23 protein-coding genes are annotated in these 24,090 nt (G+C 66.7%); 14 read left to right on the top strand and 9 right to left on the bottom strand.

Annotated elements, in window-relative coordinates; all coding sequences use genetic code 11:
• Nucleotides 1-108 precede the first annotated feature (108 nt).
• Both M2428_RS15250 and M2428_RS15245 read left to right on the top strand, forming a co-directional pair.
• On the top strand, nt 109-993 hold the full coding sequence (locus M2428_RS15250) for a glycosidase (protein ID WP_277526802.1): 885 nt from the start codon (nt 109-111) through the stop codon (nt 991-993).
• A gap of 199 nt (nt 994-1,192) precedes the next feature.
• Entirely contained in the window at nt 1,193-1,990 is a 798-nt protein-coding gene (locus M2428_RS15245; protein WP_277526801.1) for an alpha/beta fold hydrolase, read from the top strand.
• Between the two features lie 304 nt (nt 1,991-2,294).
• Here the strand turns inward: M2428_RS15245 and M2428_RS15240 are convergent, their stop codons facing one another.
• Together M2428_RS15240 and M2428_RS15235 are read right to left on the bottom strand one after the other, a co-directional pair.
• Entirely contained in the window at nt 2,295-4,274 is a 1,980-nt protein-coding gene (locus M2428_RS15240; RefSeq protein ID WP_277526800.1) for an alpha-glucosidase, read from the bottom strand.
• Nucleotides 4,275-4,397: 123 nt separating this feature from the next.
• Nucleotides 4,398-5,651 carry a mechanosensitive ion channel domain-containing protein gene (locus tag M2428_RS15235; RefSeq protein ID WP_277526799.1) on the bottom strand — a complete coding sequence of 418 codons (1,254 nt, stop codon included), beginning with the start codon at nt 5,649-5,651 and terminating at the stop codon, nt 4,398-4,400.
• Nucleotides 5,652-5,872: 221 nt separating this feature from the next.
• Here M2428_RS15235 and M2428_RS15230 point away from each other — a divergent pair, with 221 nt between their 5' ends.
• Nucleotides 5,873-6,619: a hypothetical protein gene (locus tag M2428_RS15230; RefSeq protein ID WP_277526798.1), complete on the top strand. Its 747-nt coding sequence runs from the start codon at nt 5,873-5,875 to the stop codon at nt 6,617-6,619.
• 15 nt (nt 6,620-6,634) lie between these two features.
• Nucleotides 6,635-7,531, top strand: coding sequence for a hypothetical protein (locus M2428_RS15225; RefSeq protein WP_277526797.1), 897 nt, complete (start codon nt 6,635-6,637; stop codon nt 7,529-7,531).
• 101 nt (nt 7,532-7,632) lie between these two features.
• Here M2428_RS15225 and M2428_RS15220 read toward each other — a convergent pair whose 3' ends face one another.
• A complete protein-coding gene (locus M2428_RS15220; RefSeq protein WP_277526796.1) occupies nt 7,633-7,893 on the bottom strand; it encodes a DUF1508 domain-containing protein in 261 nt (86 codons plus the stop codon).
• A gap of 254 nt (nt 7,894-8,147) precedes the next feature.
• Here M2428_RS15220 and M2428_RS15215 point away from each other — a divergent pair, with 254 nt between their 5' ends.
• From M2428_RS15215 to M2428_RS15205, 3 genes are all read left to right on the top strand, one after another.
• Nucleotides 8,148-8,465 (top strand): acylphosphatase, encoded by a 318-nt coding sequence (locus M2428_RS15215; protein WP_277526795.1) that lies wholly within the window; start codon nt 8,148-8,150, stop codon nt 8,463-8,465.
• 205 nt (nt 8,466-8,670) lie between these two features.
• Entirely contained in the window at nt 8,671-9,006 is a 336-nt protein-coding gene (locus M2428_RS15210; protein ID WP_277526794.1) for a cupin domain-containing protein, read from the top strand.
• A 173-nt stretch (nt 9,007-9,179) separates the two neighbouring features.
• Complete coding sequence (locus M2428_RS15205; RefSeq protein WP_277526793.1) at nt 9,180-10,535, top strand: diacylglycerol kinase family protein; 1,356 nt, start codon at nt 9,180-9,182, stop codon at nt 10,533-10,535.
• 68 nt (nt 10,536-10,603) lie between these two features.
• On the opposite strand, the gene M2428_RS15200 is transcribed toward M2428_RS15205, so the two are convergent.
• Nucleotides 10,604-12,262 (bottom strand): helix-turn-helix domain-containing protein, encoded by a 1,659-nt coding sequence (locus M2428_RS15200; protein WP_277526792.1) that lies wholly within the window; start codon nt 12,260-12,262, stop codon nt 10,604-10,606.
• Between the two features lie 105 nt (nt 12,263-12,367).
• Here M2428_RS15200 and M2428_RS15195 point away from each other — a divergent pair, with 105 nt between their 5' ends.
• From M2428_RS15195 to M2428_RS15165, 7 genes are all read left to right on the top strand, one after another.
• Nucleotides 12,368-13,642 (top strand): alpha-hydroxy acid oxidase, encoded by a 1,275-nt coding sequence (locus tag M2428_RS15195; RefSeq protein ID WP_277526791.1) that lies wholly within the window; start codon nt 12,368-12,370, stop codon nt 13,640-13,642.
• A gap of 78 nt (nt 13,643-13,720) precedes the next feature.
• Nucleotides 13,721-14,623 carry an ABC transporter substrate-binding protein gene (locus M2428_RS15190; RefSeq protein ID WP_277526790.1) on the top strand — a complete coding sequence of 301 codons (903 nt, stop codon included), beginning with the start codon at nt 13,721-13,723 and terminating at the stop codon, nt 14,621-14,623.
• A 6-nt stretch (nt 14,624-14,629) separates the two neighbouring features.
• A complete protein-coding gene (locus M2428_RS15185) occupies nt 14,630-15,655 on the top strand; it encodes an amino acid ABC transporter permease (RefSeq protein ID WP_277526789.1) in 1,026 nt (341 codons plus the stop codon).
• Nucleotides 15,652-16,419, top strand: a complete 768-nt coding sequence (locus M2428_RS15180) for an amino acid ABC transporter ATP-binding protein (RefSeq protein WP_277526788.1) — start codon at nt 15,652-15,654, stop codon at nt 16,417-16,419. Before M2428_RS15185 ends, M2428_RS15180 begins: the two co-directional genes overlap by 4 nt.
• 47 nt (nt 16,420-16,466) lie before the next feature.
• Complete coding sequence (locus M2428_RS15175; protein WP_277526787.1) at nt 16,467-17,825, top strand: MFS transporter; 1,359 nt, start codon at nt 16,467-16,469, stop codon at nt 17,823-17,825.
• Nucleotides 17,826-17,921: 96 nt separating this feature from the next.
• Nucleotides 17,922-18,335, top strand: coding sequence for an ester cyclase (locus M2428_RS15170; RefSeq protein WP_277526786.1), 414 nt, complete (start codon nt 17,922-17,924; stop codon nt 18,333-18,335).
• A 318-nt stretch (nt 18,336-18,653) separates the two neighbouring features.
• The gene (locus M2428_RS15165; RefSeq protein WP_277526785.1) at nt 18,654-19,073 is read left to right on the top strand and encodes an ester cyclase; all 420 of its coding nucleotides are present in this window, start codon (nt 18,654-18,656) and stop codon (nt 19,071-19,073) included.
• Between the two features lie 114 nt (nt 19,074-19,187).
• On the opposite strand, the gene M2428_RS15160 is transcribed toward M2428_RS15165, so the two are convergent.
• The 5 genes from M2428_RS15160 to M2428_RS15140 form a co-directional block, all read right to left on the bottom strand.
• The gene (locus tag M2428_RS15160) at nt 19,188-19,973 is read right to left on the bottom strand and encodes a DeoR/GlpR family DNA-binding transcription regulator (RefSeq protein ID WP_277526784.1); all 786 of its coding nucleotides are present in this window, start codon (nt 19,971-19,973) and stop codon (nt 19,188-19,190) included.
• 109 nt (nt 19,974-20,082) lie between these two features.
• Nucleotides 20,083-20,793 (bottom strand): SDR family oxidoreductase, encoded by a 711-nt coding sequence (locus tag M2428_RS15155; RefSeq protein ID WP_277526783.1) that lies wholly within the window; start codon nt 20,791-20,793, stop codon nt 20,083-20,085.
• Nucleotides 20,794-20,843: 50 nt separating this feature from the next.
• Complete coding sequence (locus M2428_RS15150) at nt 20,844-22,112, bottom strand: exo-alpha-sialidase (RefSeq protein ID WP_277526825.1); 1,269 nt, start codon at nt 22,110-22,112, stop codon at nt 20,844-20,846.
• A 120-nt stretch (nt 22,113-22,232) separates the two neighbouring features.
• Nucleotides 22,233-23,009, bottom strand: coding sequence for an aldolase/citrate lyase family protein (locus tag M2428_RS15145; protein WP_277526782.1), 777 nt, complete (start codon nt 23,007-23,009; stop codon nt 22,233-22,235).
• Nucleotides 23,010-23,049: 40 nt separating this feature from the next.
• The gene (locus M2428_RS15140) at nt 23,050-24,039 is read right to left on the bottom strand and encodes an aldo/keto reductase (protein WP_277526781.1); all 990 of its coding nucleotides are present in this window, start codon (nt 24,037-24,039) and stop codon (nt 23,050-23,052) included.
• Nucleotides 24,040-24,090 lie beyond the last annotated feature (51 nt).

The raw sequence follows: 24,090 nt of genomic DNA, 5'->3' as shown, positions 1-24,090 counted from the left end.
AGCCCTGTCATAGTGGGTCACGACACACAGAGTTAACAGGTTCCGCTCGCATAAACCATCCTTTCCTTGGCAAAATGCAGGTGGATCAATTGCTTCTAAAGGAGACCCATGGGCGCGAACACCGCGGAAAACACCAACCTTCGGCTAAAGGCCGTGCTTGATGTCCTGGCAGAGGAGGTATGGACTGGCGAGAAGCTGAACGCCGGAGCCGTACTGGGCGAGGCAATCGCACGGGTACCGCTCAACGACCACGAAAGCGAACTCCTCAGCGGCGGCATTCCCCGTGGCCACAAGACGCTGACCACCGCCACCTCCAAGCTGGTCAAGGCGGGCTGGCTGGTCAAGGGCCGCTCCGGCTGGTCTATCACCGATGAAGGTCAGCGCGCCACGGTTGCTTTCGCCGAGCCTGTTGCCTTCGCTGCCGCGCTCGACGCCGGTACTGCGGTTCCGGCCGGCACCCCGCTGCCGTCTGCTCCCGCGGTAAAGCCGGTGAGGGCCGCAAAGCCGGTCGCCATCGCCGACGAAGCCCCGTCGAAAACTTCCAAGGTTGCCGGCAAGGCCGCCAAGCTCATTGAGGAGGCTGTGGCTCCTGTGGCCAAGGCCGTGCGGAAGCGCAAGCCCGCTGCCGAGGCCCCCGCGGCTGCGTCAGCCGAAGCTCCGGCGGCGACCCCGGCTGTCAGCGTCGAAACCATCGAGCAGCCGGACGCCGTCGCAGTTGCCGGTGACTTCAACGTCCTGATCGGCGCGCCCGCCAACTGGGCGCCGCAGTATGACGAAGTCCAGATGGAACTGGACCAGGTGGACCAGCTCTGGAAGATCGCCGCTGACATCCCTGCCGGCTTCTACACCTTCAAGATCGCCCTGAACCGCTCCTGGGACGAAAACTACGGCGCGTTCGGCGTCTTCGACGGACCCAACCACGAAGTGCACCACGGCGGCGGTCTCTTGGTCATTCAGTACGATCACCGCACCCGGGACATCGTCCTGCGGTAGGCACCGACACCCGATCTTCCTGCCGACGCGCAAATGACCCTGCGACACCCGAATTCGGGTGTCGCAGGGTCATTTGCGCGTCGCGGGCGGGTTGGGCGTCCGGGGTGGGTTTGCGCGTCCTGGGTGGGTTTGCGCGTCGCGGGTGGGTTTGCGCGTCCTGAGCCTGCCCGGGGACCGCGGACCGACCTAGCATTGCCTCATGGATACCGTCGAGGTTGCGGGCCTGCGCATCCGGTACCAGCGTGCGGGCCAGGGACCGCCGCTGGTCCTGTTGCATGGCGCCTACGAAGACAGCCGGATCTGGCGGCGGCAGCTCGACGGGCTGTCGGACGAGTACACGGTCTTCGCCTGGGATGCGCCCGGGTGCGGCGGCTCGGACGATCCGCAGCCGGACTTCACCGGAAAGGACCTGGCCGACGCCCTGGCCGGATTTCTTCTGGAAGCGGTGCCGGGCAGGCCGCACATCCTCGGCTTATCCATGGGCTCCGGGATTGCGCTGGAGTTCTACCGGGCATACCCGTCCGTCCCGGCGTCGCTGTTGCTGGCCTCGGCGTATGCCGGTTGGGCGGGATCCCTGCCGCCCGAGGAAGTGGAGCGCCGCTACGAACAGGTCCTAGCCGAACTCGAGCAGCCGCCGGAGCAATTCATCCCCGCGTGGTTGCCCACTTTGTTCACCGACCGGGCTGATCCGGAGGCGGTGCAAGAAACCAGCGCCATCATGGCCGACTTCCATCCAAGCGGCATGCGGGCACTGTTGAACGCGAACGCACATGCCGACTATCGCGATGTCCTGCCCACTATCGCGGTGCCCACCCTGCTGCTGTACGGCACGGAAGACGTCCGCTCGCGGCCGAGCGTGGCCCGCGAAATGAACCGGCGGATCCCGGGTTCGACGCTCGTGATGATACCCGACGTCGGGCACATGGGCGCCGTTGAAGCGCCGGATGCCTTCAACGCCGAGGTACGCCGGTTCCTGCGCGGGGTTACCGCTGGTTGACGCCCGCTAGAACCGGGTCGGGTCCGGCCGCGGCGGCACCGGGCCGGGATCCGGAATCGGGAGGGGATTGGGCGGCGTCGGGAACGGCCCCGGTTCCGGTGACGGCGTGGGCGCGGGGCCGGGTACCGGCTCGGGCCCCGGAACGGGCGGCGGCGTGACTGGACCAGGCTCCGGCGGGAACGGGTCCCCGGGCTCCGGCTGCGGCGTTGTGGGGCCCGGCTCCGGTGGAAACGGATCGGGTTCGGGGGTCGGAGGAATAGTCATAACGGGCTTCCTTTCTCAGCTGGTGTTCCGGATATGGCAATCAGGCGCGGCTGCGCCGGCGCAAGACCCGCAGTTCCCATGGCCGCAGGCGCATCGTGCCCGTGCCAGAACCGCCGTCGGCAGCGGGGCCACGCACGGCATTCGCGGCTGAACCCCCGTCGGCAGCGCGGCCACGCACGGCATTCGCGGCTGAGCCGCCGTCGGCACCGCCGCCCCGCACGGCATTCGCGGCTGAGCCGCCGCCGCCGCCCCGCACGGCACTTGCGGCTGAGCCGCCGTCGGCTGAACCCCCGTCGGACGGGTAATTGCCCAAGACCAGCTCGGCGTCATGCCAGGCCTCGTCCCCGAGCTCCGCGTGGCGCTCCTCGCCGGAAAAGTTGCCCAGAACCAAAAGCTCCGGGCTGGCGGAGGGACTGCCGGGGGAGCCGTCTGAACCGGGCCCGGTCAGCGCCCGGGTGAACGCGTAGATGTGCGGGTCGTCGGGCAGGAGCATGGTGAAGGTCCCGTGGGAGACCACCGGCTCTTCGTGCCGCAGCACTATCACCTTGCGGTAGAAGCTGTAGACCGAGTCCGGATCGTCCACCTGGGCGGCGGCGTTGATGTGGTTGGCGTTCGGGTTAACCGCGATCCACGGAGCCCCGGTGGTGAATCCGGCATGCCGGGAGGCGTCCCACTGGACCGGGGTCCGCGCGTTGTCCCGGTTCAGCGGCGCAAGGGCGGCGAGGACCTCGGCGTCGGTATGGCCGAGGTGCGAGGTGGCTTCGCGGTGGTGGTTGAGGACCTCGATGTCCCGGTAGTCGCTGATCGCGCCGAACGTCATGTTGGTCATGCCCAGTTCCTCACCCTGGTAGACGTAGGGCGTGCCCCGGTGCAGGTGCAGGCTGCCGGCCAGCATCTTGGCGGAGAGTTCGCGGTATTTGCCGTCGTCGCCGAAGCGGGACACGGCGCGGGCCTGATCGTGGTTGCCCCAGTACAGGCTGTTCCAGCCGGTCTCGGCCAGGCCTTCCTGCCAGCGTCCCAGGGTCTGCTTCAGTTCGGTGAGCAGGAGCTTCTTGGGCCGCCATTTGTCGCCGTACTCCTGGTCCAGGGCCACGTGCTCGAACTGGAAGACCATGTCCACTTCGGCCCGGGCGGGATCGGTGTACAGGATGGCGTCCGCCACGGTCACGCCGGGCATTTCGCCGACGGTGAGCAGTTCGCCCGTGCGGCCGGCGAAGACTTCCCGGTGCATCTCCTGCAGGAACTCGTGCATGCGCGGGCCGTCGATGTAGAACGGGCTGCCGTCGCCGAAGAGCTTGCCGTCCGCGACCGGCCCGTCCGGGAGAGCGGTGTCCTTGGAGATGAAGTTGATGACATCCATCCGGAAGCCGTCCACGCCCCGGTCCAGCCACCAGTTCATCATCTCGTAGACCGCCGCGCGGACCTCGGGATTCTCCCAGTTCAGGTCCGGCTGCTTCTTGGAGAAGATGTGCAGGTAGTACTCCCCGGAGGCCTGGTCGAACTCCCACGCGGGCCCGGAGAACGCCGAGCCCCAGTTGTTCGGCTCCGCGGCGGTGCGCCCCGGGCCGGCGCCACCGTCGGGCTCCCGCGGCGGCCGCCACCAGTACCAGTCGCGCTTCGGGTTCTGCTTCGAGGACCGGGACTCCACGAACCAGGGGTGTTCGTCCGAGGTGTGGTTGACCACCAGGTCCATCACCAGCTTCATGCCGCGCGCGTGCAGCCCGTCGGTCAGTTCCCGGAGCTCGTCCAGGGTGCCGAAGAGCGGGTCGACGTTACGGTAGTCGCTGATGTCATAGCCGTTGTCGTCCTGCGGGGAGGTATAGATCGGGGAGAGCCAGACGACGTCGACCCCCAGCCGTTGCAGGTAGTCCAGCTTGCTGATGATGCCGCGGAGATCGCCGATGCCATCGCCGTTTGAGTCGGCAAAGCTGCGCGGATAGATCTGATAGACGACGGCGCTCTGGAACCAATCGCTGGCAGCCGCCTTAGGTGTTTCCGCGGGGGCTTGTTCGACCGTCATGGGGGCTCCTCAGCTGGTCCTGCAGACAATCGGGGCAGCGCTGCTGCTGACCCGCCAACGTCTGATTATCGACCAGTTGGCGGAGGCTGGGAAGACCCTGCCCGGTCCGCGGTCCGGCCCAGCCTAGTTCTGCGAGGCGATGGCGTTGTCGCGGTCCTCGAAGACGTCCTCGCCAGGTCCCGAGAAGGCCTTGGAGCGCTGGATCGCCTCGATGGATCCGGTGAACAGCTGGGAGTCGTGCGGGTCCGGGTGCCGGTGGTGCTCGGCCGTGGCGGTAGTCTTGCCCGGACGCTTGGTGCCCGTCCCGGCGTCGGCGGCGGTGGAGGAGGCGTTGGCGGACGCCGCCGCGGGCAGCGACTCGAGGCGCACGTGGGGGAGCGCCGTCGGGTGGTCCTGCTGGAGGAACAGCACCAGTTCCTCGCGGATCAGGCAACGGAGGTCGAACAGGGACGCGCTGTCGGCTGCGCTGACCAGGATGCGCACGCGGACAAAGCCGGCGGTGGCGTCCGTGATCTGCAGGATCCCCACGCGCTGGTCCCACAGCGGGGTCTCGGCCAGGACCTTCTTCAGTTCACCGCGCATCGCCTCGACGGGTGCGCGCCAGTCGAGGTCGAACTCCACGGTGCCCATGACCTCGGACTGCCGCCGGGTCCAGTTCTCGAACGGGGTGGTGGTGAAGTATGTCGAGGGCAGGATCAGTCGGCGGTCGTCCCAGATGTGGACCACCACATAGGTCAGGGTGATCTCCTCGATCCGGCCCCATTCCTTCTGGACCACCACCACGTCGTCCACCCGGATCGCGTCCGTGAAGGCGAGCTGGATGCCGGCGAACACGTTGACCAGCGACGTCTGGGCGGCGAGGCCGGCGACAATCGAGATCACGCCCGCTGAGGCCAGGAGCCCGGCGCCGAGGGCCTGGATCGCGGGGAACGTCAGCATCGTGCTGCCCAAGGCCACCACCGCGATCAGTGCGACGCCGATCCGCCGGGCCAGGATCACCTGGGTGCGCAGCCGCCTGGCGCGGCGGTTGTCCGCGACGTCCACCCGGTACCGGGTCAGGACCATCGCCTCGATGATGAGCAGCATGGCGATGGCCAGCCAGGCCAGGGACGCGATCAGCGCAATCAGCAGCAGATGGTCCAGGCCGTGGCGCCATTCGAGGTCCCCGCTGCTTGTGGCCAGCGCGATGCGGACGGCGACCAGGCACAGCGACAAGCGCAACGGCAGCCGGGCCACGCGGGACGTCTCGCGCAGTTCCGGTTTGCTGCGGTTGAGCCGGAGCACAAGCTTGCGCACCAGCCAGGACAGGACGAGTCCGGCAACCACGGCGAGGGCCATGGCCAGGAACGGCATTGCTTGTGTCAGGAACTCTTGCATTAGTTAAGCTCTAGCAAGCTTCCGCGGGCAATTGAAATCGTCGGGATGTCAACGTGGGTCCGGTCACGCCGCGGCAGAAGCCGCGGCAGAAGGTGGCAGGCACGGCACGCTGCGGCGCGTTCCGGCGGGTTCTGGCCGCCAACCCGGGACTTTTGGCTCTTGCTTTTGCGCCCGGACGTTCCACAATGGTCGAACCACTTGAATCCCAGGGGGAGGGTGACATGCGTCGACTCGCGGCGTTCGGCTCGGCAGCATCGGCCGGTTTCTTGGTTGCGGCACTGCTCGGCGCCTGCGGCGGCCCTGCGGGTCCGGGCCCGACGTCGCCGTCCATGCCCTCCGTGCCCCCGCTGACGTCTGCGCCGGGCGCAACAGATGTTGCGCCGACCGAGCCGCCCTCCGCGCCCTCGACACCCGCGCCGACGGCGGCGGAATGGAAAACCGTCAAGACCTCCGACGGGAAGCTGGAGTTCGACCACCCGGCCGAGTGGACCGTGAAGGACCGCGGCGCCGAGGCCTCGCCCGGCGGGGTGTTCCTGGAGGTCCTCACTGCGGGCGGCAAGTCGCTGGCCACGTTGCGGACCAACGTGGCCACGGGCTCGGAATGCACGCAACGGATCCCCTACTCAGTGCTCGATCTGGTGCCCGTTCCAGCCTTGGCCCAGCAGGGGGTCACGCCGCACTTCATCTTTGAGTTGCGGCTGTATCCGGCAGAGAAGGACCCCATGAAGGCCAACGTCATGGCATACGGCATCAGCTCGGCGCCCAAACCGTCCGGGCCCGATGCCTGTCCGATCTTCCATTTCTTCACCTGGCCGCCCAGCGGAGCGTCATTCGGAGGCGTGTACAACCCCTTCGACACCAGCCCAGGCAACGAGCCGCATGTCGACACCCCGGAGGCCTACATGGAGACCTCTGAATTCAAGGACATCAGGAAGATGATCACCTCGCTGCGTCCGGCGGGGCAGTAGGGTCGGCCAGGGTTCATGGTGAGGCGGCAGCGGCGCACCGTAATTCAGGCTCCGTTCGTCTCGGGGCTGGTCCTCGCAGGCCTGCTGCTGGCGGGCTGCGGGTCGCCGGTGGTGCCGCCGGCGACATCCGGCGCTGCGCCGGCGCCGGATGCTACGACCGGGGCCCCGTCCCCGGGAAAAACAGAGTCGGGAAACACAGAGTCGGGAACCGCTGAGGGAACGCAGGGAACCCCGCCGTCGGATGCAGCTACGGGGACAGCTCCCGGGACCACCACGCCAGCCACCTCACCTGCGGCGGGGGCCCCGCCGTCGTCGTCCGGGTGGAAGACGTTCACGACGTCGGACGGGACGCTGAGTTTCGACTACCCGGCCACATGGGTGATCCGGGACCCGGCGGGCGAGGCGCCGCTGGGCGGTGAGTTCGTGGACGTTGTGAACGCTGCCGGGAAGCAGATGGCCGCGCTGCGCACAAACATAGTCACGGGCGCCGAATGCGGTGATCAGCAGCCGTACCTCCTGATCGATTCGGAGCCGATGCAGGCCCTCACCGAACCCGGCGTGGCCGACCAGACCGTGCCCCGCTTCGTCTTCGAGGGCCGCGGTGATGCCACCGCCAAGGACGCTTCGCCGCCCACCATCGCCTCGTACGGGATCACCATGATGCCGGAGGAGACCGGACCCCTGTCGTGTCCGATGTTCCAGCTGTTTCTCTGGCCACCCAGCGGCGCGCTGTTCGGCCAGGCCTATGACCCGGCGAAGAACACGACGCCGGGGGACCCCGGGCTGCCGTACCTGGAGAAGGCGAAGCTGTACGCCACCACGGCGGAGTACCAGGACGTTCGGAAGATGATCACGTCCCTCCGTCCCGCGAAGGGTGCGGTCACAGGCACCGTGACGGAACCGGCGAATTAACTGCAGCTGGGCACGAGCCGCCCTCAAGCTGCTCCCGCAAACCGCAGCCGGGCAAAGTGAAACAGCCGGCCGAACGGCCGGCTGTTTATTAGGACGTGGCGCTACACGGCGGGCAGGTGCCGGCGGTGGCGGCGTGGTGGGGGCGCGGCGCTCTTGCTGGCGCGCTGCCCGGTCCACGGGTTGCTGCGGGCCTCCCGGATCAGCCCGGTGCCGGCGCACTCGCGTACGGCCATGATGCCGTCCGCCGCCTGGCGTTTGTCGTCGAACGCTGTGGAAATGGCCAACACGGTCCCGTCCGCTGCGAGCAGCCGGAACCGGACCTTAGATTCCGCGTCGGTGAAGATTTCGAATTGTCCAGCCATTATCTTGTCCGTTCTGGCAGTTGTGACCGCCGGTGGGGAAGAGCACTTCGGTGTGCTGTTGCCGGGTCTTCGACAAGCTGTAGCAGTGCTGGCAACCAGCCTTTCGCGGACGTCGGCCGCCCGAAAAGGGGCAAAGGTCCTCTTGTGTCTGGGTGGCGAGACCATGTCTGCAGGACCAAACCCGGTATGACCAAACCCGGTATGAGCAAAACTGTGACTAAAATCGGCGCCATTGTGGGCGCTACATTGGGAGCATGACTGACAAACACCGTGCGCAGTTTCCGGCCGATTCCGGTGAGCCCGTGCGGCTGAACGCGCGGGTGTCCGGTGTGGTCCAGGCGGTTGGCTTCCGGTACTGGACGGTCCGGAAGGCCGAGGAGCTGGGGCTCAGCGGCACGGTTAGGAACAACATGGACGGCTCCGTGGGCATCGTGGCCGAGGGGCCGCAGTCAGTGGTGCTGGAGCTGCGACGCTGGTTGCGCTCGCCGGAAGCGCCTGGCCGGGTGGAGCACGTCGAAGAGTCCGTCTCGGCGGCGACGGGGGAGTTCGGGGGATTCCAGGTGGCGTACTAGGGGCCAGTGGCGTACTAGGCACGTACTGGGGCCGGAGCTGTACTGGGGCTGCAATTGCACTCCGCCGGTCCGGGCGTCCCGGCGACCCGGGAATGGTCGCCCGAGGCCCATGACCGGAACAGTGACCGGGGCGGGGCCGGGTCCGGGCCCGACTCCGGGGCGAAGGACCCTCGGCAGCGCGGCGTGAGGCGAGTACGGTGTGCCCATGCAGAAAATATCGATCGATGCCCTGGCCAGGCAGCAGATCGCGGCTGCCCTAGCGGCCGGAAGCGGACGGGCCGCTGACACGGTGTTCGGCGGGCACGAGAAAGTTCTGCGCCAGACCGTCATGGCGTTCAGGGCCGGGACGCAGCTGAGCGAGCACCAGAACCCGGGCGAGGCGACGGTGTTTGTGCTCCGCGGCTGTGTGCGCCTGCGGGCCGGCAACGAATCCTGGCAGGGAAAAGCCGGCGATCTGCTGATCGTGCCGGCGGGGCTGCACAGCCTGGAGGCCGAGGAAGACTCGGCGATCTTGATGACGGTGGCCAAAATCAGGACCTGAACCGCCGGCCCGATTCTGTGTTGGCCGCAGCCATTCGAGGCGAAGGAGAGGCCGAAAGTGAATTCGAGGGATGGCAGAGAGCTCAGGCGCCTGCGCCCATTGCGCCAAGGGGAGCGCCGGGTGGAGGCCGGGACGATGACCGCCGTCGGGGTAACGCAGATCGGGGGCGCGACATGACCGTCATGCCGGCTATCGAGCAGGTCCCGGAAACCAGACGGTGGTGGGCGAGGGCGGCGTTCGTCGCGGTAATCCTCGCGGTGGCTGTGCCTCTGGTGGCTGCGGGTTTGGCAGGGACCATTGCGCTGGTCATAACCGGCTTGGGCGCCGTGTTGGTGGCCGTGGCTGCGATCTACTGGTTCCTCATCAGCCGAGGTGTGCTGCGCTGGGGTGCACTGGCCCTCGCGGTGCTCGCCCCGCTGGTGATCCTGGCCCTGTACATCCAAGGGAGCCTGCTGCGGGAGGTGGTGATCGCTATTGCGCTGCTGTTTGTTGCGTTGGTCTGTGCCCGCGCCGCCCTCCGGGAAAGGGGTGAGGGCAAGGCTATGGCCGAGTACCCCGCTCCCACCTGGCAGCATGCCTTCCTGGTGATGAATCCGCGTTCCGGCGGGGGCAAGGTGGTGAAGTTCGATCTCCAGCGGAAGGCGGAGGAACTCGGCGCCGAGGTGGCGCTTCTTGAAGGTCCGGGACAGGTGGATGTCGATGCGTTGGCCCGGCAAGCGGTGGAGCGCGGGGCCGATCTGCTCGGCGTGGCCGGTGGGGACGGAACCCAGGCGCTGGTGGCCGGCATTGCGGCCGAGCACAACCTTCCGTTCCTGGTGATCAGCGCCGGCACCCGAAACCATTTCGCCCTGGATCTCGGTCTGGACCGGGAGGACCCGACGGGCTGCCTGGACGCCCTCCGGGAGGGGGTTGAGCTTCACGTGGACCTCGGCAAGATCAACGGGCGCACTTTCGTCAACAACTCATCCTTTGGCGTGTACGCCGAGGTGGTGCAGAGCCCGGAGTACCGCGAAGACAAGGCCGGAACGGTTTTGGAGATGCTTCCGGACCTCATCAGGGGCGCTAAGGGTGCGCGACTTCGAGCCCAGATGGACGGCATAACCGTGGACGGCCCGCAGGCGGTGCTGGTGAGCAATGGTCCGTACGGCAGCAACGACCTCGCCGGTCTGGGCCGCCGGACCCGGCTGGACCGCGGTGTCCTCGGCGCTGTGGCGCTCTCCGCCGCCAGCACCCGGGAAGCGGTCGGCCTATTGCGTCGAGCGACGAAGCACGGCCTGATCCAACGGGTCGCGGCGGAGGTGGTGGTCGACGCCGACGTGCCCGAGATTCCCGTTGGAGTGGACGGCGAGGCTCTGCTGATGAGCACGCCGGTGCGGTGCAGCATCGAACCCCGCGCACTGCGGGTCTTGGTTCCGCAGAACCGTCCAGGCGTCCCGCCGGCCCAGCCCTCCCTGGACCTGGTCCGGCTCCGTGAGCTGGCCTGGGGGCGGCACCCGACGGCGCCGACCGCGCCCGCGTCCGGCGGGTGACAGATCCCGTTGACAGAGCCGGCTGACAGAGTCGCGGCAGATCAAGCCTGAACCGCGTGAGCCAGCGACTAGTTGTGTCGTGCCCATAACTGCAGCCACACGAGCAGGCGCGTCTCGGCGTCGTCGAGGTCTATACCGAAGAGCGGCTCCACCCGGGACAAGCGGTAGCGGACCGTGTTGACGTGCACATCCAGCGATTTGGCGGCGTCGATCGCGTTTCCGCCGCAGCTCAGGTAGGCGTAGATGGTCTCCTCGAAGGACTTCTTATGCTGCTCGTCGTACGCCGCGATGCTGAGCGCGTGCGCCCCGGGCAGCTGGCCGGCGGCGGTCAGCGCCGACACGAACTGGCGCAGCTGTAGACGCGAACCGAGGGAGTCGTCGTCGGCCACGATGTCATCGGAATCGGCGGCTATGAGCCCTTCCGCGACGTTGCGCACAAGCTCGGAAAGGACCAGTTCCGCGTTGATCCGGGATTCCTCGAGACGGTCGATCGTCGCCGCGACGCCCATCGCCGCCAGGACCGGGCGGGAGAGAAGCCGGCGGGCATTCTGCACAATTTTCAGTAGCGCGCTGCGTTGGAACTGCCGTGAAGATTCGGTGGTTTGCGGCAGGACGATGTAAACGATGTTGTCCGAGAGCCCGCAGACGGCCGAGGGCAGCCGGATGGCGCAGGCGGTCCGGATGGTGTCGAAGAGCCGGAGGCGGGACTGCAGCGTTTCGGCAGCGATGGCATCGGACGGCCAGACGCCCAGAGCCGCAACACGGATCGACGGCGCCGAGATACCGAGCCTGATGGCCGCCAGTTCGGCGCGTTTCGGATCGAACAGCAGCGGCTGGACCAGATCTATCTGGCGCGTGAGGTTCGAGACGTAGGTGGTCCGTTTGTGCAGGATGTGGAGCGCGGCCACGTTGGCGGCTTCGCGCAGGATCCGGTTGGCGTCCTCGTTGGGGTGGTCCGCCCGTTCAAGGAGCCAGAGCGAGCCCAAAACGGAGTCGCCGGCCCGGATCGCGATGGCCGTGCGCCGCAGCAGGGGATCCTGCGTCGCCACAGCCAGCGCATCGGTGGCGGCATGCACCCGGCGGTAATCCTTATCCGTCTCCACGGAATGCGGCACATGCAGACTCAGGATGGAACTCCTGCGTGTCTCGTCAATGGGCTGGTCCGGGAGGGTCGAATAAGCCAGGATCGTCTGCTCCGGATCGGCGATCGCGATTGCACCGCCGGCTTGCGCCGCCACCGTGTTGGCGAGGTCAAACAGGTCGCCGGGCCGGATGTCCACCAGGGTCCGTCCGGATTGCCGGTGCGGGATGACGGCGGCATCCATGATCTCCGCGAGCTGGTTCCACGGCACAGAGTCGGAGGCCCGGAAAAGCGCCATCCCGTTGTCCCGGGCGGCTGCCCGCAACACTTCGTCCGAGGTGCCGTTGGATTTGTAGACGATCGCCACGTAGCCGGCGTCGCTGAGCTCCCGAACTTTGGTGCCCAGACGTTTCCCCGAGAGGGACAGGCCGATGGCCAGGGCCACGGCGCCCGGGAACCTGGTGGGCCGGGCGGTGGAGTCATAGAGCACGGAGCCGGCGACAAGCCGCCGGTCATCGGCCGGCATTTCCACGAGGCTGAGAATTTCCGAACCCGCCGAGCGGGCGACGTCGGCCAGCGTGGGCAGGGCATGCCGCTCCACCGCCGGAAGCGCCGTCACGCCGTCACCAAAAAGGCGGTTTGGCATTCGCTACTAATCATGTGCCCCTCAATTTGTCGCGATCTCCATAGTGGCGCGGGGTTTCGCTTTCTACGCTGAACCATAACGTACGAACGCAGTGGAAGGCCGTCATTGAAAATCAGCGAAGCCAAGCAGCTCATCCAGGTCAAAGCCCCCGTATTATCCCGACGACGCCGGGTGCTGGCCAACGCTTTCAATGTGGAGGAATACCGGAAGTCGGCACGGAAAGTCCTGCCGGCCGGAATCTTCGACTATTTGGACGGCGGATCTGAAGACGAGGTGACGCTCCGCCGCAATAGAGCCGTCTTTGACAGCTGGGCCCTCATGCCCACCTGGGGTCCGGTTTCCGGCCCCGATACGAGCACCACCTTGCTCGGAAAAAGCAGTGCCCTGCCGCTGACGCTGACCCCGACCGGGGCCACCCGCCTGTTCCATCCCGAGGGCGAGCTCGCCGTCGCGGCCGCCGCCGACCGTGCCCGCATCCCCTACGGACTGGCCGGGCTGAGCACCGTGCCGATGGAGACCATCGCGGAGCGCCATCCGGACCTCGACCGCTGGTTCAACTTTGGCCTCACCTCGGACGCCCAGGCGTTGGAGGACAAACTGGCGCGCTGCGAGGCTGCCGGATTCACCACCCTGATTGTCGGCGTCGATACGCGGGCGTTGGGCTCCCGAGAGCGGGACCTTCACAACGGGTTCACCGCGCCTCCTGCGCTGACGCTGTCGACCATCGCGGACATCGCCCGCCGTCCCTCCTGGTGGGTCAACTTCCTGAAGTCGGACGGAATCAGTTTCCCGAACCTGGATCCGCGCAGCGCGGCGGCCACCTCCGTGGTCACTCCGTCCATGTGGCAGCACATCCTTGGCCACTCGGATGCGACCAGCGGATGGAAGGAACTGGAAGCCTTGCGTCAGGCATGGCACGGCAAGATCGTGCTTAAGGGCTGCGTCAACCCGGCCGACGTGGCTAAGGCCTCCCGTATTGGCTTGGACGCCGTCCAGCTGAGTAATCATGGCGGGCGCCAACTCGACCACATGCTGAGCCCCATGGACGTCCTCCAGGAATCACGTCAACGGGTGGGCGATTCGATCGAGATCTATGTGGACTCCGGGATCCGCCGGGGGAGCGACGTCCTCAAGGCGCTGGCACTGGGAGCCGATGCCTGTTCGATCGGGAGGGCCTACCTGTACGGGCTGGTGGCGGCCGGCTCGCCGGGCGTCGGACGCATCATAGACATCTTCGCGGATGAACTGCGGCGTACGATGACGTTAGTGGGAGTCTCAAGCATTTCCGAGCTGAAAGCTCGCGGAGGGGAAATTCTTCGGGACATTCGTCATTCCGGAGAAATTCTGGAGACAACAGCGTCGGAAAGCACGAATTTATGAGTTCTGAACAACCAGGCACACAGTGCCCTCCCGCAACGTTGCGGGAGCCTAGAGAATCCCTGAACAGCTAAGGAAGCCATGCGCACCCGATACCTTCTTCCCGTTCTCACCATAGCCACGGCGCTCTCGCTCTCGGGCTGCGTCAACAACAGCGAACCCGCCGCCACCAACGGGGCCACCGGGACCGCTGACGCCGTCGACGTGCAAAAGAATGACTCCATTGCCGCGTCGCTCCCGGAAAAAATCAAGAGCGCGGGCGTGCTCAACGTCGGCATGGCCAACAACTACCCGCCCAACGAGTTCAAAGACGATAACGGCGAGCCGGCAGGCTGGTCCGTAGACCTCACCAACGCCCTGGGCAAGGTCATGGGGTTGAAGGTCAATTTTGACATCGGCACCTTCGACAACATCCTTCCGGCGGTGAAGGCCGGAAAGGATGACATGGGCATGTCCTCTTTCACGGACACCCTGGAACGCGAAAAGCAGGTGGATTTCGTGAACTACTACTCTGCCGGCATTCAGTGGGCCTCCCCGAAGGGCAAGACCGTGGACCCGAACAACGCGTGCGGGCTTAAGGTCGCCGTCCAGGCCACCACGTATGAGGACACGCACGAGGTGCCGGCGAAGTCGAAGGCCTGCACGGATGCAGGCAAGCCGGCGATCACCATCTTCAAGTACGACGCGCAGGACCAGGCGACTAATGCCCTGGTAGTGGGACAGGTCGACGCGATGAGTGCCGACTCGCCCGTGACTCTTTATGCGATCTCCAAGACCAAGGACAAGCTGCAGACCGCCGGCGACGCCTTTGAGGTGGCGCCGTACGGGATGCCCGTAGCCAAGGACAGCGCGTTCACCCCGGTCCTGCAGAAGGCGCTCCAGACGCTGATCGACGACGGCACCTACAACAAGATCCTGTCCAAGTGGGGAGTGGAAGCCGGCGGAGTCAAGACGGCGGACCTCAACGTGGCAGCCAAAGGGTGATAGCACATGAGCGAGCGGGAATCCGACCGGATGATTGAGGCGGAACCCGGCAGGACGCCGCGGGCCGGCAGAGGACGGGACGCGGACAACGCGCCGCCGGAGGCGATCGTCGCAATCCCGCTGCGTCACCCCTGGCGCATCCTGATTGCCGTGGTCCTGGTGCTCGGGCTGGCGGTCTTTGTGCTGGACGCCGCCCAGCGCTCGGACTTTGGCTGGCCGGACGTGGGCAAGTACATCTTCGACCGCCGGATCAGCCAGGCAGCGTGGGTGACGTTGTGGCTGACCATCTACTCGATGATCGGCGCTATCGTCCTCGGCCTGCTGCTGGCCATCATGCGCCTCTCGCCGAACCCGGTGCTGAAGAGCATCGCCTGGCTGTATATCTGGATCTTCCGGGGAACCCCGGTCTATGTGCAGTTGGTCTTCTGGGGCATCGTGTCCCTGATCTATCCGGTATTCACGCTGGGCATTCCATTCACGGAGCCGTGGGTCACCATCCCGAATGAGGTTTTCACCAACCTCTTCATCACTGCCGTGATCGGGTTGTCCCTGAATGAGGCCGCCTACATGTCTGAAATCGTGCGTGCCGGACTGCTGTCCGTGGATGAGGGCCAGGAGGAAGCCTCGACGGCGCTGGCCATGTCCTGGGGGCAGACGATGCGGTATGTCGTGGTTCCGCAGGCCATGAAGATCATCATTCCGCCTACCGGCAACGAAGTGATTTCGATGCTCAAGACCACCTCCCTGGTGGCCGCGATTCCATTGAGCATCGACCTCTATGGGGTTTCCCGCGGCATTTCGGCCGTGACGTTCACTCCCGTGCCGCTGCTGATTGTGGCTTCCCTTTGGTATCTGCTTTTCACCTCCATCCTGATGGTCGGCCAGCACTTCATTGAAAAGCGGTTCTCCCGGGGAACCGGACGGGTCAAGACAGGCAAGGAACCCGCGGGGTCCGCGCCGGCACCGACGGTTCCAGGCGAGCCCGGCGGACCGGGTGCACCGCTCGGCACAGACTTTGGAGGAAAAGGATGACAGAAGCGCCTATGGTTCTTGCGGAGAAGGTTTCCAAGAATTTCGGCTCCAACAGGGTCTTGCGCGGGATCAGCCTGGAGGTCGACCCCGGGGAGGTTCTCTGCATTGTGGGGCCCAGCGGTTCGGGTAAGTCGACGTTCCTGCGGTGTATCAACCACCTGGAACGGGTTGATGGCGGCCGGCTTTCGGTCGACGGACAGCTCGTTGGCTACCGTCAAAAGGGAGACAAGCTCTACGAACTCAAGCTCAAGGAAGCAGCCTTCCAACGCCAGGAAATCGGGATGGTCTTCCAGCGATTCAACCTGTTCCCGCACCTGACGGCGATTGAAAACATCATCCTCGCCCCCATGCGGGTGAAGGGTCTTTCCAAGGCCGCTGCCACCGCCCGGGCCAATGAACTCCTGGAGCGTGTGGGGTTGGGCGACAAGGGGGACGCCTATCCGGCGCACCTGTCCGGCGGCCAGCAGCAGCGCGTGGCCATCGCCCGTGCCCTGGCGATGGATCCTAAGCTGATGCTCTTCGACGAGCCAACTAGCGCCTTGGACCCGGAACTGGTGGGTGAGGTGCTCGACGTCATGAAGGAATTGGCCAAGAGCGGCATGACCATGATCGTGGTGACCCACGAGATGGGGTTCGCCCGTGAAGTGGCGGACACGCTGGTCTTCATGGACGACGGCGTGGTGGTGGAGGCAGGACCGCCGCGGCAGATCCTGAGCGATCCGCAGCACGACCGGACCAGGTCGTTCCTTTCCAAGGTCCTGTGACGCGTCACAGAGTTTCGGGACCGGCGGCCGTGGGACAGACTGTTGCCGTGAGCAACTCTCCCCGGACGGGCCTGGCCGTCGCCGGACTCAGTCTCGGCACGTCGCTGAACCCGTTGAATTCCTCGATGATCGCCGTCGCCCTCGTGGTGCTGCGCGAGGACTTCGGGCTCGACGTCGCCACGGTCACCTGGGTGATCACGGCGTTCTATCTCACCTCCGCGGCTGGCCAGCCGCTCATGGGCCGGCTCGCGGACCGCTTCGGCCCGCGGCGGCTGTTCCTGCTGGGCATGGCCCTGGTGGCCGTGACCTGTGCGCTCGCTCCCTTTGCGCCGAACTTCGCGCTGCTGTGCGTGGCGCGGGCTTTCATGGCCCTCGGCACTGCGACCGCCTACCCGAGCGCCGTCGTCATGGTTGCGGCGCTGGCGCGGGAGGCGAACGTGAAGTCCACGCGGCCGCTGGGCCGGATCCAGATGGCGAACACCTCGGCGGCTGCCGTCGGGCCCGTGGTGGGCGGCCTGCTGGTGAGCCTCGTGGGCTGGCAGGCGCTGTTCCTCATCAACGTCCCGCTGTCCGTCGTGGCGATCCTCGTGGTCCGGCGCTTTGCCCCGGCGGACGGTGTCCGGGAGCGCGGCCGGGTGTCGGAGCTGGTGCGGGATTCGGACCTGCCCGGCATCGGGGCCTTCATCGGTGCCCTGGTGCTGGTGATGATGGCGCTGCTGAATGTGCTGCCCGACTACCGGTGGTGGCTGCTCGGCGGAGGGCTGCTCCTCGCGGCGCTGTTCGCCTGGCGGGAACTGCGGTTCAGCCCGCCCTTCCTGGACCTGCGGCTGCTGGGCCGCAACCGGCCGCTGCTGCTGGTCTACCTGGGCTTCGCGCTGTTCAACGGCGTCTACTACTTCGCGTTCTTCGGCCTGCCCCAGCTACTGCAGACCGCCGGCGGCTACGATCCCGGCGTCGTGGGCATCCTCATGCTGCCGCTGGCCGCGATCTCGGTGGTCGGGACGCCGTTCGCGGTCCGCGCGATCGACAGGTTCGGCGTGCGGCGGGTGCTGATCGCCGGCGTCGTGCTGCTGATGGTGGCGTCGGCGGCGATGTGGCTGCTGACGGTGTCCCTCGCCATCCCGGTGGTGCTCGCGCTGACCGCATTCCTGGGTGTGCCATATTGCGTGGTCGCCATTTCCTCAAGCCAGGGCATGTACGTTTCCACCCGGCCGGAGGAGCGCGGGGTTGCCGCCGGGATCTTCCAGACCTGCCGCTACCTGGGCGCGATCACGGCGACGGTGCTGATCGGCATCTTCTACGGCAGCGGCGTCACTCAGGCGAACTGGGGGCTGATGGTGTTTGTGATGCTGGGGCTGGGCGCTGTGGTGTTCATGGTGTCACTGGCGTGGCGGGAGCGGCGGTAACTCAGTCCGACGACAGCCGGCAGCGCGAGCCGTTGATGTGCCATGGCCGGAGTGGGAAACTTGGGCTGCGGTCTCATCCACTTTAAGGAGTTGGAAATGGCTGACGGGACTGGATTGATCAAGCGGTTTTACACAGAGGTGATCGGGGACGGAAATCTCGAACTCATCGACGAACTGGTCAGTGATGACTTTGTCGATCACGACCCCCTGCCCGGACAGTCGCCCGCCAAGGACGGCGTCGGGTACTTCGTCAACACGATGCGGGCGGCATTCCCGGATCTCAAGGCTAAGACCACCGAACCTGCGCTGGTAGATGGAAATCTCGAGGCGCAGTACGTGGTCCTGACCGGAACGCATCAGGGAGAACTGATGGGCGTCGCGCCCACCGGTCGCAGCGTCGAATTCAGCGGCGTCGACATCATCCGCGTCGACGGCGGCAAAGTAGTCGAGCATTGGGGAGCCACGGACACCATGACCCTCATGCAACAAATCGGCGCCGTACCGAAGTAGCCGTACCGAAGTAAAGGGCAGAAGTTTTTTTGAAGCAGGGGGCACTTCCGCGCGGAACGGCCCCTTGCCGTCGTGGTGTTTGCCGTGTCGCTGCCGGGCCGGGAACCGCGGTAATCAGGGCATCTTGACACCCTCGAAGCCCCGGAATATCTTCTGCCTTAACGAGGCGTTTCGCCCGATTCCCACTGGCATCTCCACAGTAAGTCTCGGTGCTCTGCGCGGGCTTTCTGCCTGTCGAGGGTGCCAGAGAAGGAGGACCTCCTGGGGAATGGTCTGGGGGGATCTAAATTCCGGTCTCTCGCCTACAAGGAGTCGGAAATGTCTGAAGGTGTTGGATTGATTGAGCGGTTTTACAAGGACGTCATTGAGAGCGGAAACCTCGCCCTGATTGATGAGCTGGCCGCGGACAGCTATGTGGATCACGAAGAGGCCCTACCCGGGCAACCGCCGGGCAAGGAAGGCGTTAAGTACTTCGTGAACACGATGCGGACGGCTTTCCCGGACATCAAGGTCAAGGAAATCGAGCCCAGGGTGGCCGCCGGAAACATGGAGGCATGCCATGTGATTCTCACGGGTACGCATCGTGGCGAACTGGCTGGCATCCCGGCAACGGGCAAGAGCGTCGAGTTCGACTGCACTGACATCATCCGTGTCGAGGACGGCAAGGTGGCCGAGCACTGGGGCACCACGGACAACCTGAGCCTCATGCAGCAGATTGGCGCCGTGGCGGTTGCCTGAACAGGGCCTACGCACGCGAGGGCCGGCGCGCGCTCGCGGCCGGTCCGCGCAACAAAAAGGCTGTCCACGTTCCCTCAGGGAAACGCGGACAGCCGTTCGACGTCGATAGTCAGGTCAGGCGGCCTGCGCCGGCGCCAAGTCAACGAGTTGGACCGTCACGCCGGATTGCCGGAAGAGCTCAAGCTGGTCCGGGTCCGCGCGGTTGTCCGTGACGAGGATCCAGGGGGCAGGAAGCCGCACCCAGGCATGGAACGGGCGTTTGCCAAGCTTGGTGGAATCCGCCAGGACGTAGACGGTGTTGCCGCGGCGTGCCATCAGTTCTTTGAGGCGCGTCTGGGCCTGGTCGGCCTCGCACAGGCCGGCGTCCACCGTGACGGCATCCGCGCCAAGGAACACCCGGTCGAAGCTCATCCGCTCCAGGGCGGCCTCGGCGATGGGACCAACGAAGGTCTGGCTGAGTCCGCGGAGGCGTCCGCCCAGGCAGTCCACCTGGATGCCGGGGGAATCGGCGAGTTCCTGGAGCGTGTTGATGCCAGGAGTGGTGACGGAGAGGTTTTCCCGGTCCCGCAGGGCGTGCGCCATGGCCCCGACGGTCGAGCCGCCGTCGAGCAGGATGTTTTCGCCCTCCTTCACTTCGGCGGCCGCCCAGGCGGCGATGGCCTGTTTCTGTTCGAAGGCCTCGCCGGTCCGCTGCCGCAGGGACGGCTCGGGGTGCGCGCCGAGCGCCACGGCCCCACCGTAGGTCCTGGCGAGTTTTCCCTGTTCGTTCAACTGGGCCAGGTCCCGCCGGATCGTGGAGGCGGTCACGGCAAAATGCCGCGACAGCTCCTCCACGGACGCCAGGCCCGTGGTCACGGCGAGGTGGTAGATCTCTTCGCGCCTGGCTTTGGCGGTAGTCATCGTTGGCTCTCCTTCACCGGCTGCTCTCGCATCCGTTGCTGTACCGAGCGGTACATTGCTGTCCTCATGTTATTCGGACCCGGCGCGCATCCGTTCACTGTGCGTTCGCTCATAGGGACGCGCCGCCGCAGATCACATAGTTCTGTCCCGTGATGGACTTCCCGTGGCGCCCCAGCAGAAATGCGGCGAGGGCCGCCACGTCCTCCGGGTCCACAAGCTGGCCGAGGGCGGGCAGCTTTGGCGGTGTGGCGGACCGGCCCGGATCGGCGAGCATCGGCGTGTCTGTGGGTCCGGGGGACAGCACGTTCACCGTGATGCCGCGGGGTGCCAGTTCCTGCGCCCAGGTCCGGCCCAGGCCCAGCAGTGCGGCCTTGGTGGCCGCGTACTGGCTCTTGCCGGGGGAGCCGGTGGAGGTCCGGCTGCCCACCAGGAGCACGCGACCGCCGTCGGGCATCCGCGGGACAAGGGCGTTGGCCAGGCTGCTCGCGGCCGCCACATGCACGGTGAACATCCCGGCCAGCGCCTCAGGATCCAGCTCGCCCAGGACCGCGGTCCGCTGAAAGCCGGCCGCGTGGACCAGGGCATTCACCGGAGGCAGGTCCTCGACGCAGGCGGCCAGGGACGCCGGGTCCGAGAGGTCCGCCTGCCGCCACTGGAAGCCCGCCCCGAGCCCGGGCTCGCTCCGGCTGAGCCCGGTCACCTGCCAGCCATCGGCCAGCAGCCGGACCGCGATGGCTTTGCCGATGCCCGAGCTGCAGCCGGTGACGACGGCGTGCGGCCCGGCCGTTGTTAGCTCAGTGGCTGCTGTTGGTTCGGTCATTACTGCGCCCCGTCCATTACTGCTCGCCGTCCATTACTGCTCTCCGTCCATTACTGCTTTCCGTCGTCTACCCGGTTAGCCGTTTCGCCGGGCGTGCCGGTGCCGTCGTAGGCCCACTGCGGATCCACGCGGACGTACTTGATGGCCTGCCGGAAGTAGGTGTACGCGATGTTGAGGGCGCCGTCCGGGCCCTGGTGGATGGACGGGTAGGAGTATTCGCGGTTCAGGCCGTCGCGGGAGTTGTTGGACAGGCAGTAGCCGTCGCCCACGTCGAGGTTGCGCCGGATGGGCCAGCTGCGGCCGGAGTCCTCGGAGATCGCGAGAGTCATCGGGGACCGCGGGGTGCCCCAGAAGGCCTTCCGTTCGCCGCTGTTTCCTTGAACTGAATCGCCCGCAACCGCTCCGGCAGGAGATCCCGCAGCGACCACCGGTTCGGTGATCTGCCCCTGTTCCTCGGCCAGGCCGTCGTCGTCGATCTCGTCGTAGAGCGAAAGCCGCCGCTCGGTGGAGGCTTCGGCCCGGCTGTGGTTGTAGACCAGCGCCAGCCGGCCGTCGGCCAGGGCGACGAACTGGATGGAGGAGTTGTTGTTCGGCAGCTCGGTGGGAACGGGTTCGCTCCAGGTGGTGCCGCCGTCGGTGGACCGGGATTCGTAGATCGAGTCGGCCCAGCGGCTGCGGAACAGGGCCAGGAGGGACCCGTCGGCCACGGGCTGGATGTTCATGTGGACGCAGCCCAGGCTGCCCGGCAGGACATGCTCAGTCCAGGTGGCGCCGGCGTCGTCGGAGATCATGACGGCGCTGTCGTCGCTGTTGCCCACCCATTTCTCGCCGGGCGTTGTGATGCAGCGGAAGATCGGGATGATCCAGCGGCCGGACGGCAGCACCACCGGCAGCTGCCGGACGAACACGCCGCCGGTGGCGTTGGCGGCGAACAGGGTCTCCACCGGGCCCCAGGTTCGGCCGCTGTCCGTGGAGATGCGGCGGCGGACCTCGGCAGTGTCCTGGTTGCCGGCCTTCTGCGCGGTGTACAGCAGCCAGAGCCGGTTGTCCGGGGCGGCAAACAAGATGGGGTTCTGCTCGGAGCGGGCGGAGTCGTCGGAGAGCTGCTCGGCGGGCGACCACTGGCGGCTGCCGGGTTCCAGAGCGGAGAACCAGATGGAGATGTCCGCCACGCCTTCCTGGGTCCCGCCGAACCACACGCAGCCGAGCCGGCCGTCCGGCAGCGTCAGGAGGTTGGCCGCGTGGCTCTGCACGGTGGGCGCCGGCAGGTACGCGTAGAGGCTGCCGCCTGCTTCCTTCACCGCGCCGTCGGGCGTGATGGTGGTGTAGCCAGGGGCGCCGGGAGCCTGGGTGCTGGGAGCTTGGGTGCTGGGAGCCTGAGTGGCGGGCGAGTCGGTGCGGGGCGAGTCAGTTGCGGGCACGTCTGTTGAATACACAGGTCAGTCCTTTGCGGTGGCGGCAGCCAGGTGGGCCTTGGCAACCTGCTCCAAGTGGGTCAGGTCGGAGGCGATGGTGGTGAACGTGTAGCCCTGGCGCAGCCGTTGCGCGGCGACGTCGCCAGCCGGCGTGTGGATGCCCGCTGCCACTCCGGCGGCGGCTGCCGCGTCCGCGATCGTCTCGAGCGCGGCGTTGAATTCCGTTTCGACTGCGGGGTCGCCGGGGAAGGCGCCGCCCACGGCGATGGCAAGGTCCGAGGGGCCCACGTAGATGCCGTCCAGTCCGGGCGTCTGGCAGATTTCCTTGACGTTGGCCAGCCCCTCGGGGGTCTCGATCATGGCGAAGACCAGGGTGGCCGCGTTGGCGTCGGCGGGGACCGGGCCGATCCGCAGGGCAGAGCGCATGGGTCCGTAGGACCGGCCGCCCATCGGCGGGTACTTGGCCGCGGCGACCGCGGCGGCGGCATCGGCCGCGGTGTTCACGAGCGGGACGATCACGCCGACGGCGCCGGCGTCGAGGGCCTTGCCGATCGCGGTGAAGTTGTTGTCCTCCACCCGCACCATGCCGACGGCGGTGTGCCCGGCGTCGATCGCCATGAGCCCGTTCAGCACGCCCGAGTAGCCGAGCAGCCCGTGCTGCGCGTCCAGCGCCACGTAGTCATAGCCGAGCCGACTGATGCGCTCGGTAGCGACGGGCGCGTCCAGGACGGCCCAGTAGCCGACGGCCTGCTCGCGGGCGCGGATCTTGCGGGCGAATTCTGTGGCGAGTTCGGATGTCATGTCGTTTCTTCTGCCTTCAGTTCGGGAAATTAGGGGTACGTCAGCGGTTGTAGGCGGGCATGGGGCCGCGGAGGCCGGCGCCGACGGCGTCGCACGCCGCGGAGACATCTTCCGGCAGCGGGCCCTTGCCCACGGCGGCGATGTTGGCCTGCAGCTGCTCCACCTTCGAGCCGCCGAGCAGCATAGATCCGACGCCGTTGCGGTAGGCGAGCCAGCGCAGGGACAGTTCGGCCAGGCTGACGCCCGCGCCGTCGGCGATGCCCGCCAGGGTGGTCACGGCCTCGAACAGCTGCTTGTCCCAGTACCGCTGGGTGTACATGGCGGCGAGCTTGGAGTCGCCGAACCGGCCTTCGGAGGGCCGGGCGTCGAAGCTGTGCTTGCCGGTCAGCAGGCCCCCGCCGAGCGGGTTGTAAACCATGGTGTGGACCTGGTGGGTGGCGGCGAATTCGAGGTATTCCTCCTCCACCCGGCGGGCCACCAGGTTGTAGAGCTGCTGCGCGACCACCGGGCGCGGTGCGCCGACTTCGCGGGCCACGTGGATGACGTCGGCGATCTGCCAGGCCGCGAAGTTGGACACGCCCAGGGCGCCGATTTTCCCTTCGGCGGCGAGCTCGGCCACGGTGCCCAGGGTTTCCTGCAGCGGGGTGGCCCGGTCCGGCTGGTGCAGGTAGAAGAGGTCGATGCTGTCCGTGCCGAGCCGGCGCAGGCTGCCTTCCACGCTGTTGCGCAGGCCCTCCTTGGACAGCGGGGCGTGCTGGCCGTGGTCCGGATGCGGCATGCCCGCCTTGGAGGCGAGGACGACGTCGGCCCGGCGGTCCTTGAGGAGGCGGGACAGCATCTCCTCGGTGGCTCCGCCGACGTAGGCGTTGGCGGTGTCGATGGTGGTGATGCCGGCGGCGAGCGCCTCGTCCACCATCCGTCCCGCGGTGGCCTCATCGGCCGTGTCGCCGAACGTCATGGTGCCCAGGACGAGCCTGGAGATCGGTAGCTTCAGGCCGTCCACTGGCGTACCTTCTGACTGGATGCTCATTGGTTGATTCCTCGCGGTTGCATTGACGGAGTTGAGTTGGCTGGTTGCGTT

Source organism: Arthrobacter sp. ES3-54 (assembly GCF_029504395.1).
Lineage (GTDB): Bacteria > Actinomycetota > Actinomycetes > Actinomycetales > Micrococcaceae > Arthrobacter.
This window is presented reverse-complemented; position numbering and strand designations above follow the sequence as displayed.

What these genes read in the sequence shown, in the direction of transcription:
- M2428_RS15210 (WP_277526794.1), top strand. Translation starts at nt 8,671, where the DNA reads ATGCAGAAAATATCGATCGATGCCCTGGCCAGGCAGCAGATCGCGGCT.
- M2428_RS15160 (WP_277526784.1), bottom strand. Translation starts at nt 19,973, where the DNA reads ATGACTACCGCCAAAGCCAGGCGCGAAGAGATCTACCACCTCGCCGTG.
- M2428_RS15140 (WP_277526781.1), bottom strand. Translation starts at nt 24,039, where the DNA reads ATGAGCATCCAGTCAGAAGGTACGCCAGTGGACGGCCTGAAGCTACCG.
- M2428_RS15185 (WP_277526789.1), top strand. Translation starts at nt 14,630, where the DNA reads ATGAGCGAGCGGGAATCCGACCGGATGATTGAGGCGGAACCCGGCAGG.
- M2428_RS15205 (WP_277526793.1), top strand. Translation starts at nt 9,180, where the DNA reads ATGACCGTCATGCCGGCTATCGAGCAGGTCCCGGAAACCAGACGGTGG.
- M2428_RS15165 (WP_277526785.1), top strand. Translation starts at nt 18,654, where the DNA reads ATGTCTGAAGGTGTTGGATTGATTGAGCGGTTTTACAAGGACGTCATT.
- M2428_RS15155 (WP_277526783.1), bottom strand. Translation starts at nt 20,793, where the DNA reads ATGACCGAACCAACAGCAGCCACTGAGCTAACAACGGCCGGGCCGCAC.
- M2428_RS15245 (WP_277526801.1), top strand. Translation starts at nt 1,193, where the DNA reads ATGGATACCGTCGAGGTTGCGGGCCTGCGCATCCGGTACCAGCGTGCG.
- M2428_RS15250 (WP_277526802.1), top strand. Translation starts at nt 109, where the DNA reads ATGGGCGCGAACACCGCGGAAAACACCAACCTTCGGCTAAAGGCCGTG.
- M2428_RS15190 (WP_277526790.1), top strand. Translation starts at nt 13,721, where the DNA reads ATGCGCACCCGATACCTTCTTCCCGTTCTCACCATAGCCACGGCGCTC.
- M2428_RS15230 (WP_277526798.1), top strand. Translation starts at nt 5,873, where the DNA reads ATGCGTCGACTCGCGGCGTTCGGCTCGGCAGCATCGGCCGGTTTCTTG.
- M2428_RS15170 (WP_277526786.1), top strand. Translation starts at nt 17,922, where the DNA reads ATGGCTGACGGGACTGGATTGATCAAGCGGTTTTACACAGAGGTGATC.
- M2428_RS15240 (WP_277526800.1), bottom strand. Translation starts at nt 4,274, where the DNA reads ATGACGGTCGAACAAGCCCCCGCGGAAACACCTAAGGCGGCTGCCAGC.
- M2428_RS15220 (WP_277526796.1), bottom strand. Translation starts at nt 7,893, where the DNA reads ATGGCTGGACAATTCGAAATCTTCACCGACGCGGAATCTAAGGTCCGG.
- M2428_RS15200 (WP_277526792.1), bottom strand. Translation starts at nt 12,262, where the DNA reads ATGCCAAACCGCCTTTTTGGTGACGGCGTGACGGCGCTTCCGGCGGTG.
- M2428_RS15215 (WP_277526795.1), top strand. Translation starts at nt 8,148, where the DNA reads ATGACTGACAAACACCGTGCGCAGTTTCCGGCCGATTCCGGTGAGCCC.
- M2428_RS15145 (WP_277526782.1), bottom strand. Translation starts at nt 23,009, where the DNA reads ATGACATCCGAACTCGCCACAGAATTCGCCCGCAAGATCCGCGCCCGC.
- M2428_RS15225 (WP_277526797.1), top strand. Translation starts at nt 6,635, where the DNA reads ATGGTGAGGCGGCAGCGGCGCACCGTAATTCAGGCTCCGTTCGTCTCG.
- M2428_RS15235 (WP_277526799.1), bottom strand. Translation starts at nt 5,651, where the DNA reads ATGCAAGAGTTCCTGACACAAGCAATGCCGTTCCTGGCCATGGCCCTC.
- M2428_RS15180 (WP_277526788.1), top strand. Translation starts at nt 15,652, where the DNA reads ATGACAGAAGCGCCTATGGTTCTTGCGGAGAAGGTTTCCAAGAATTTC.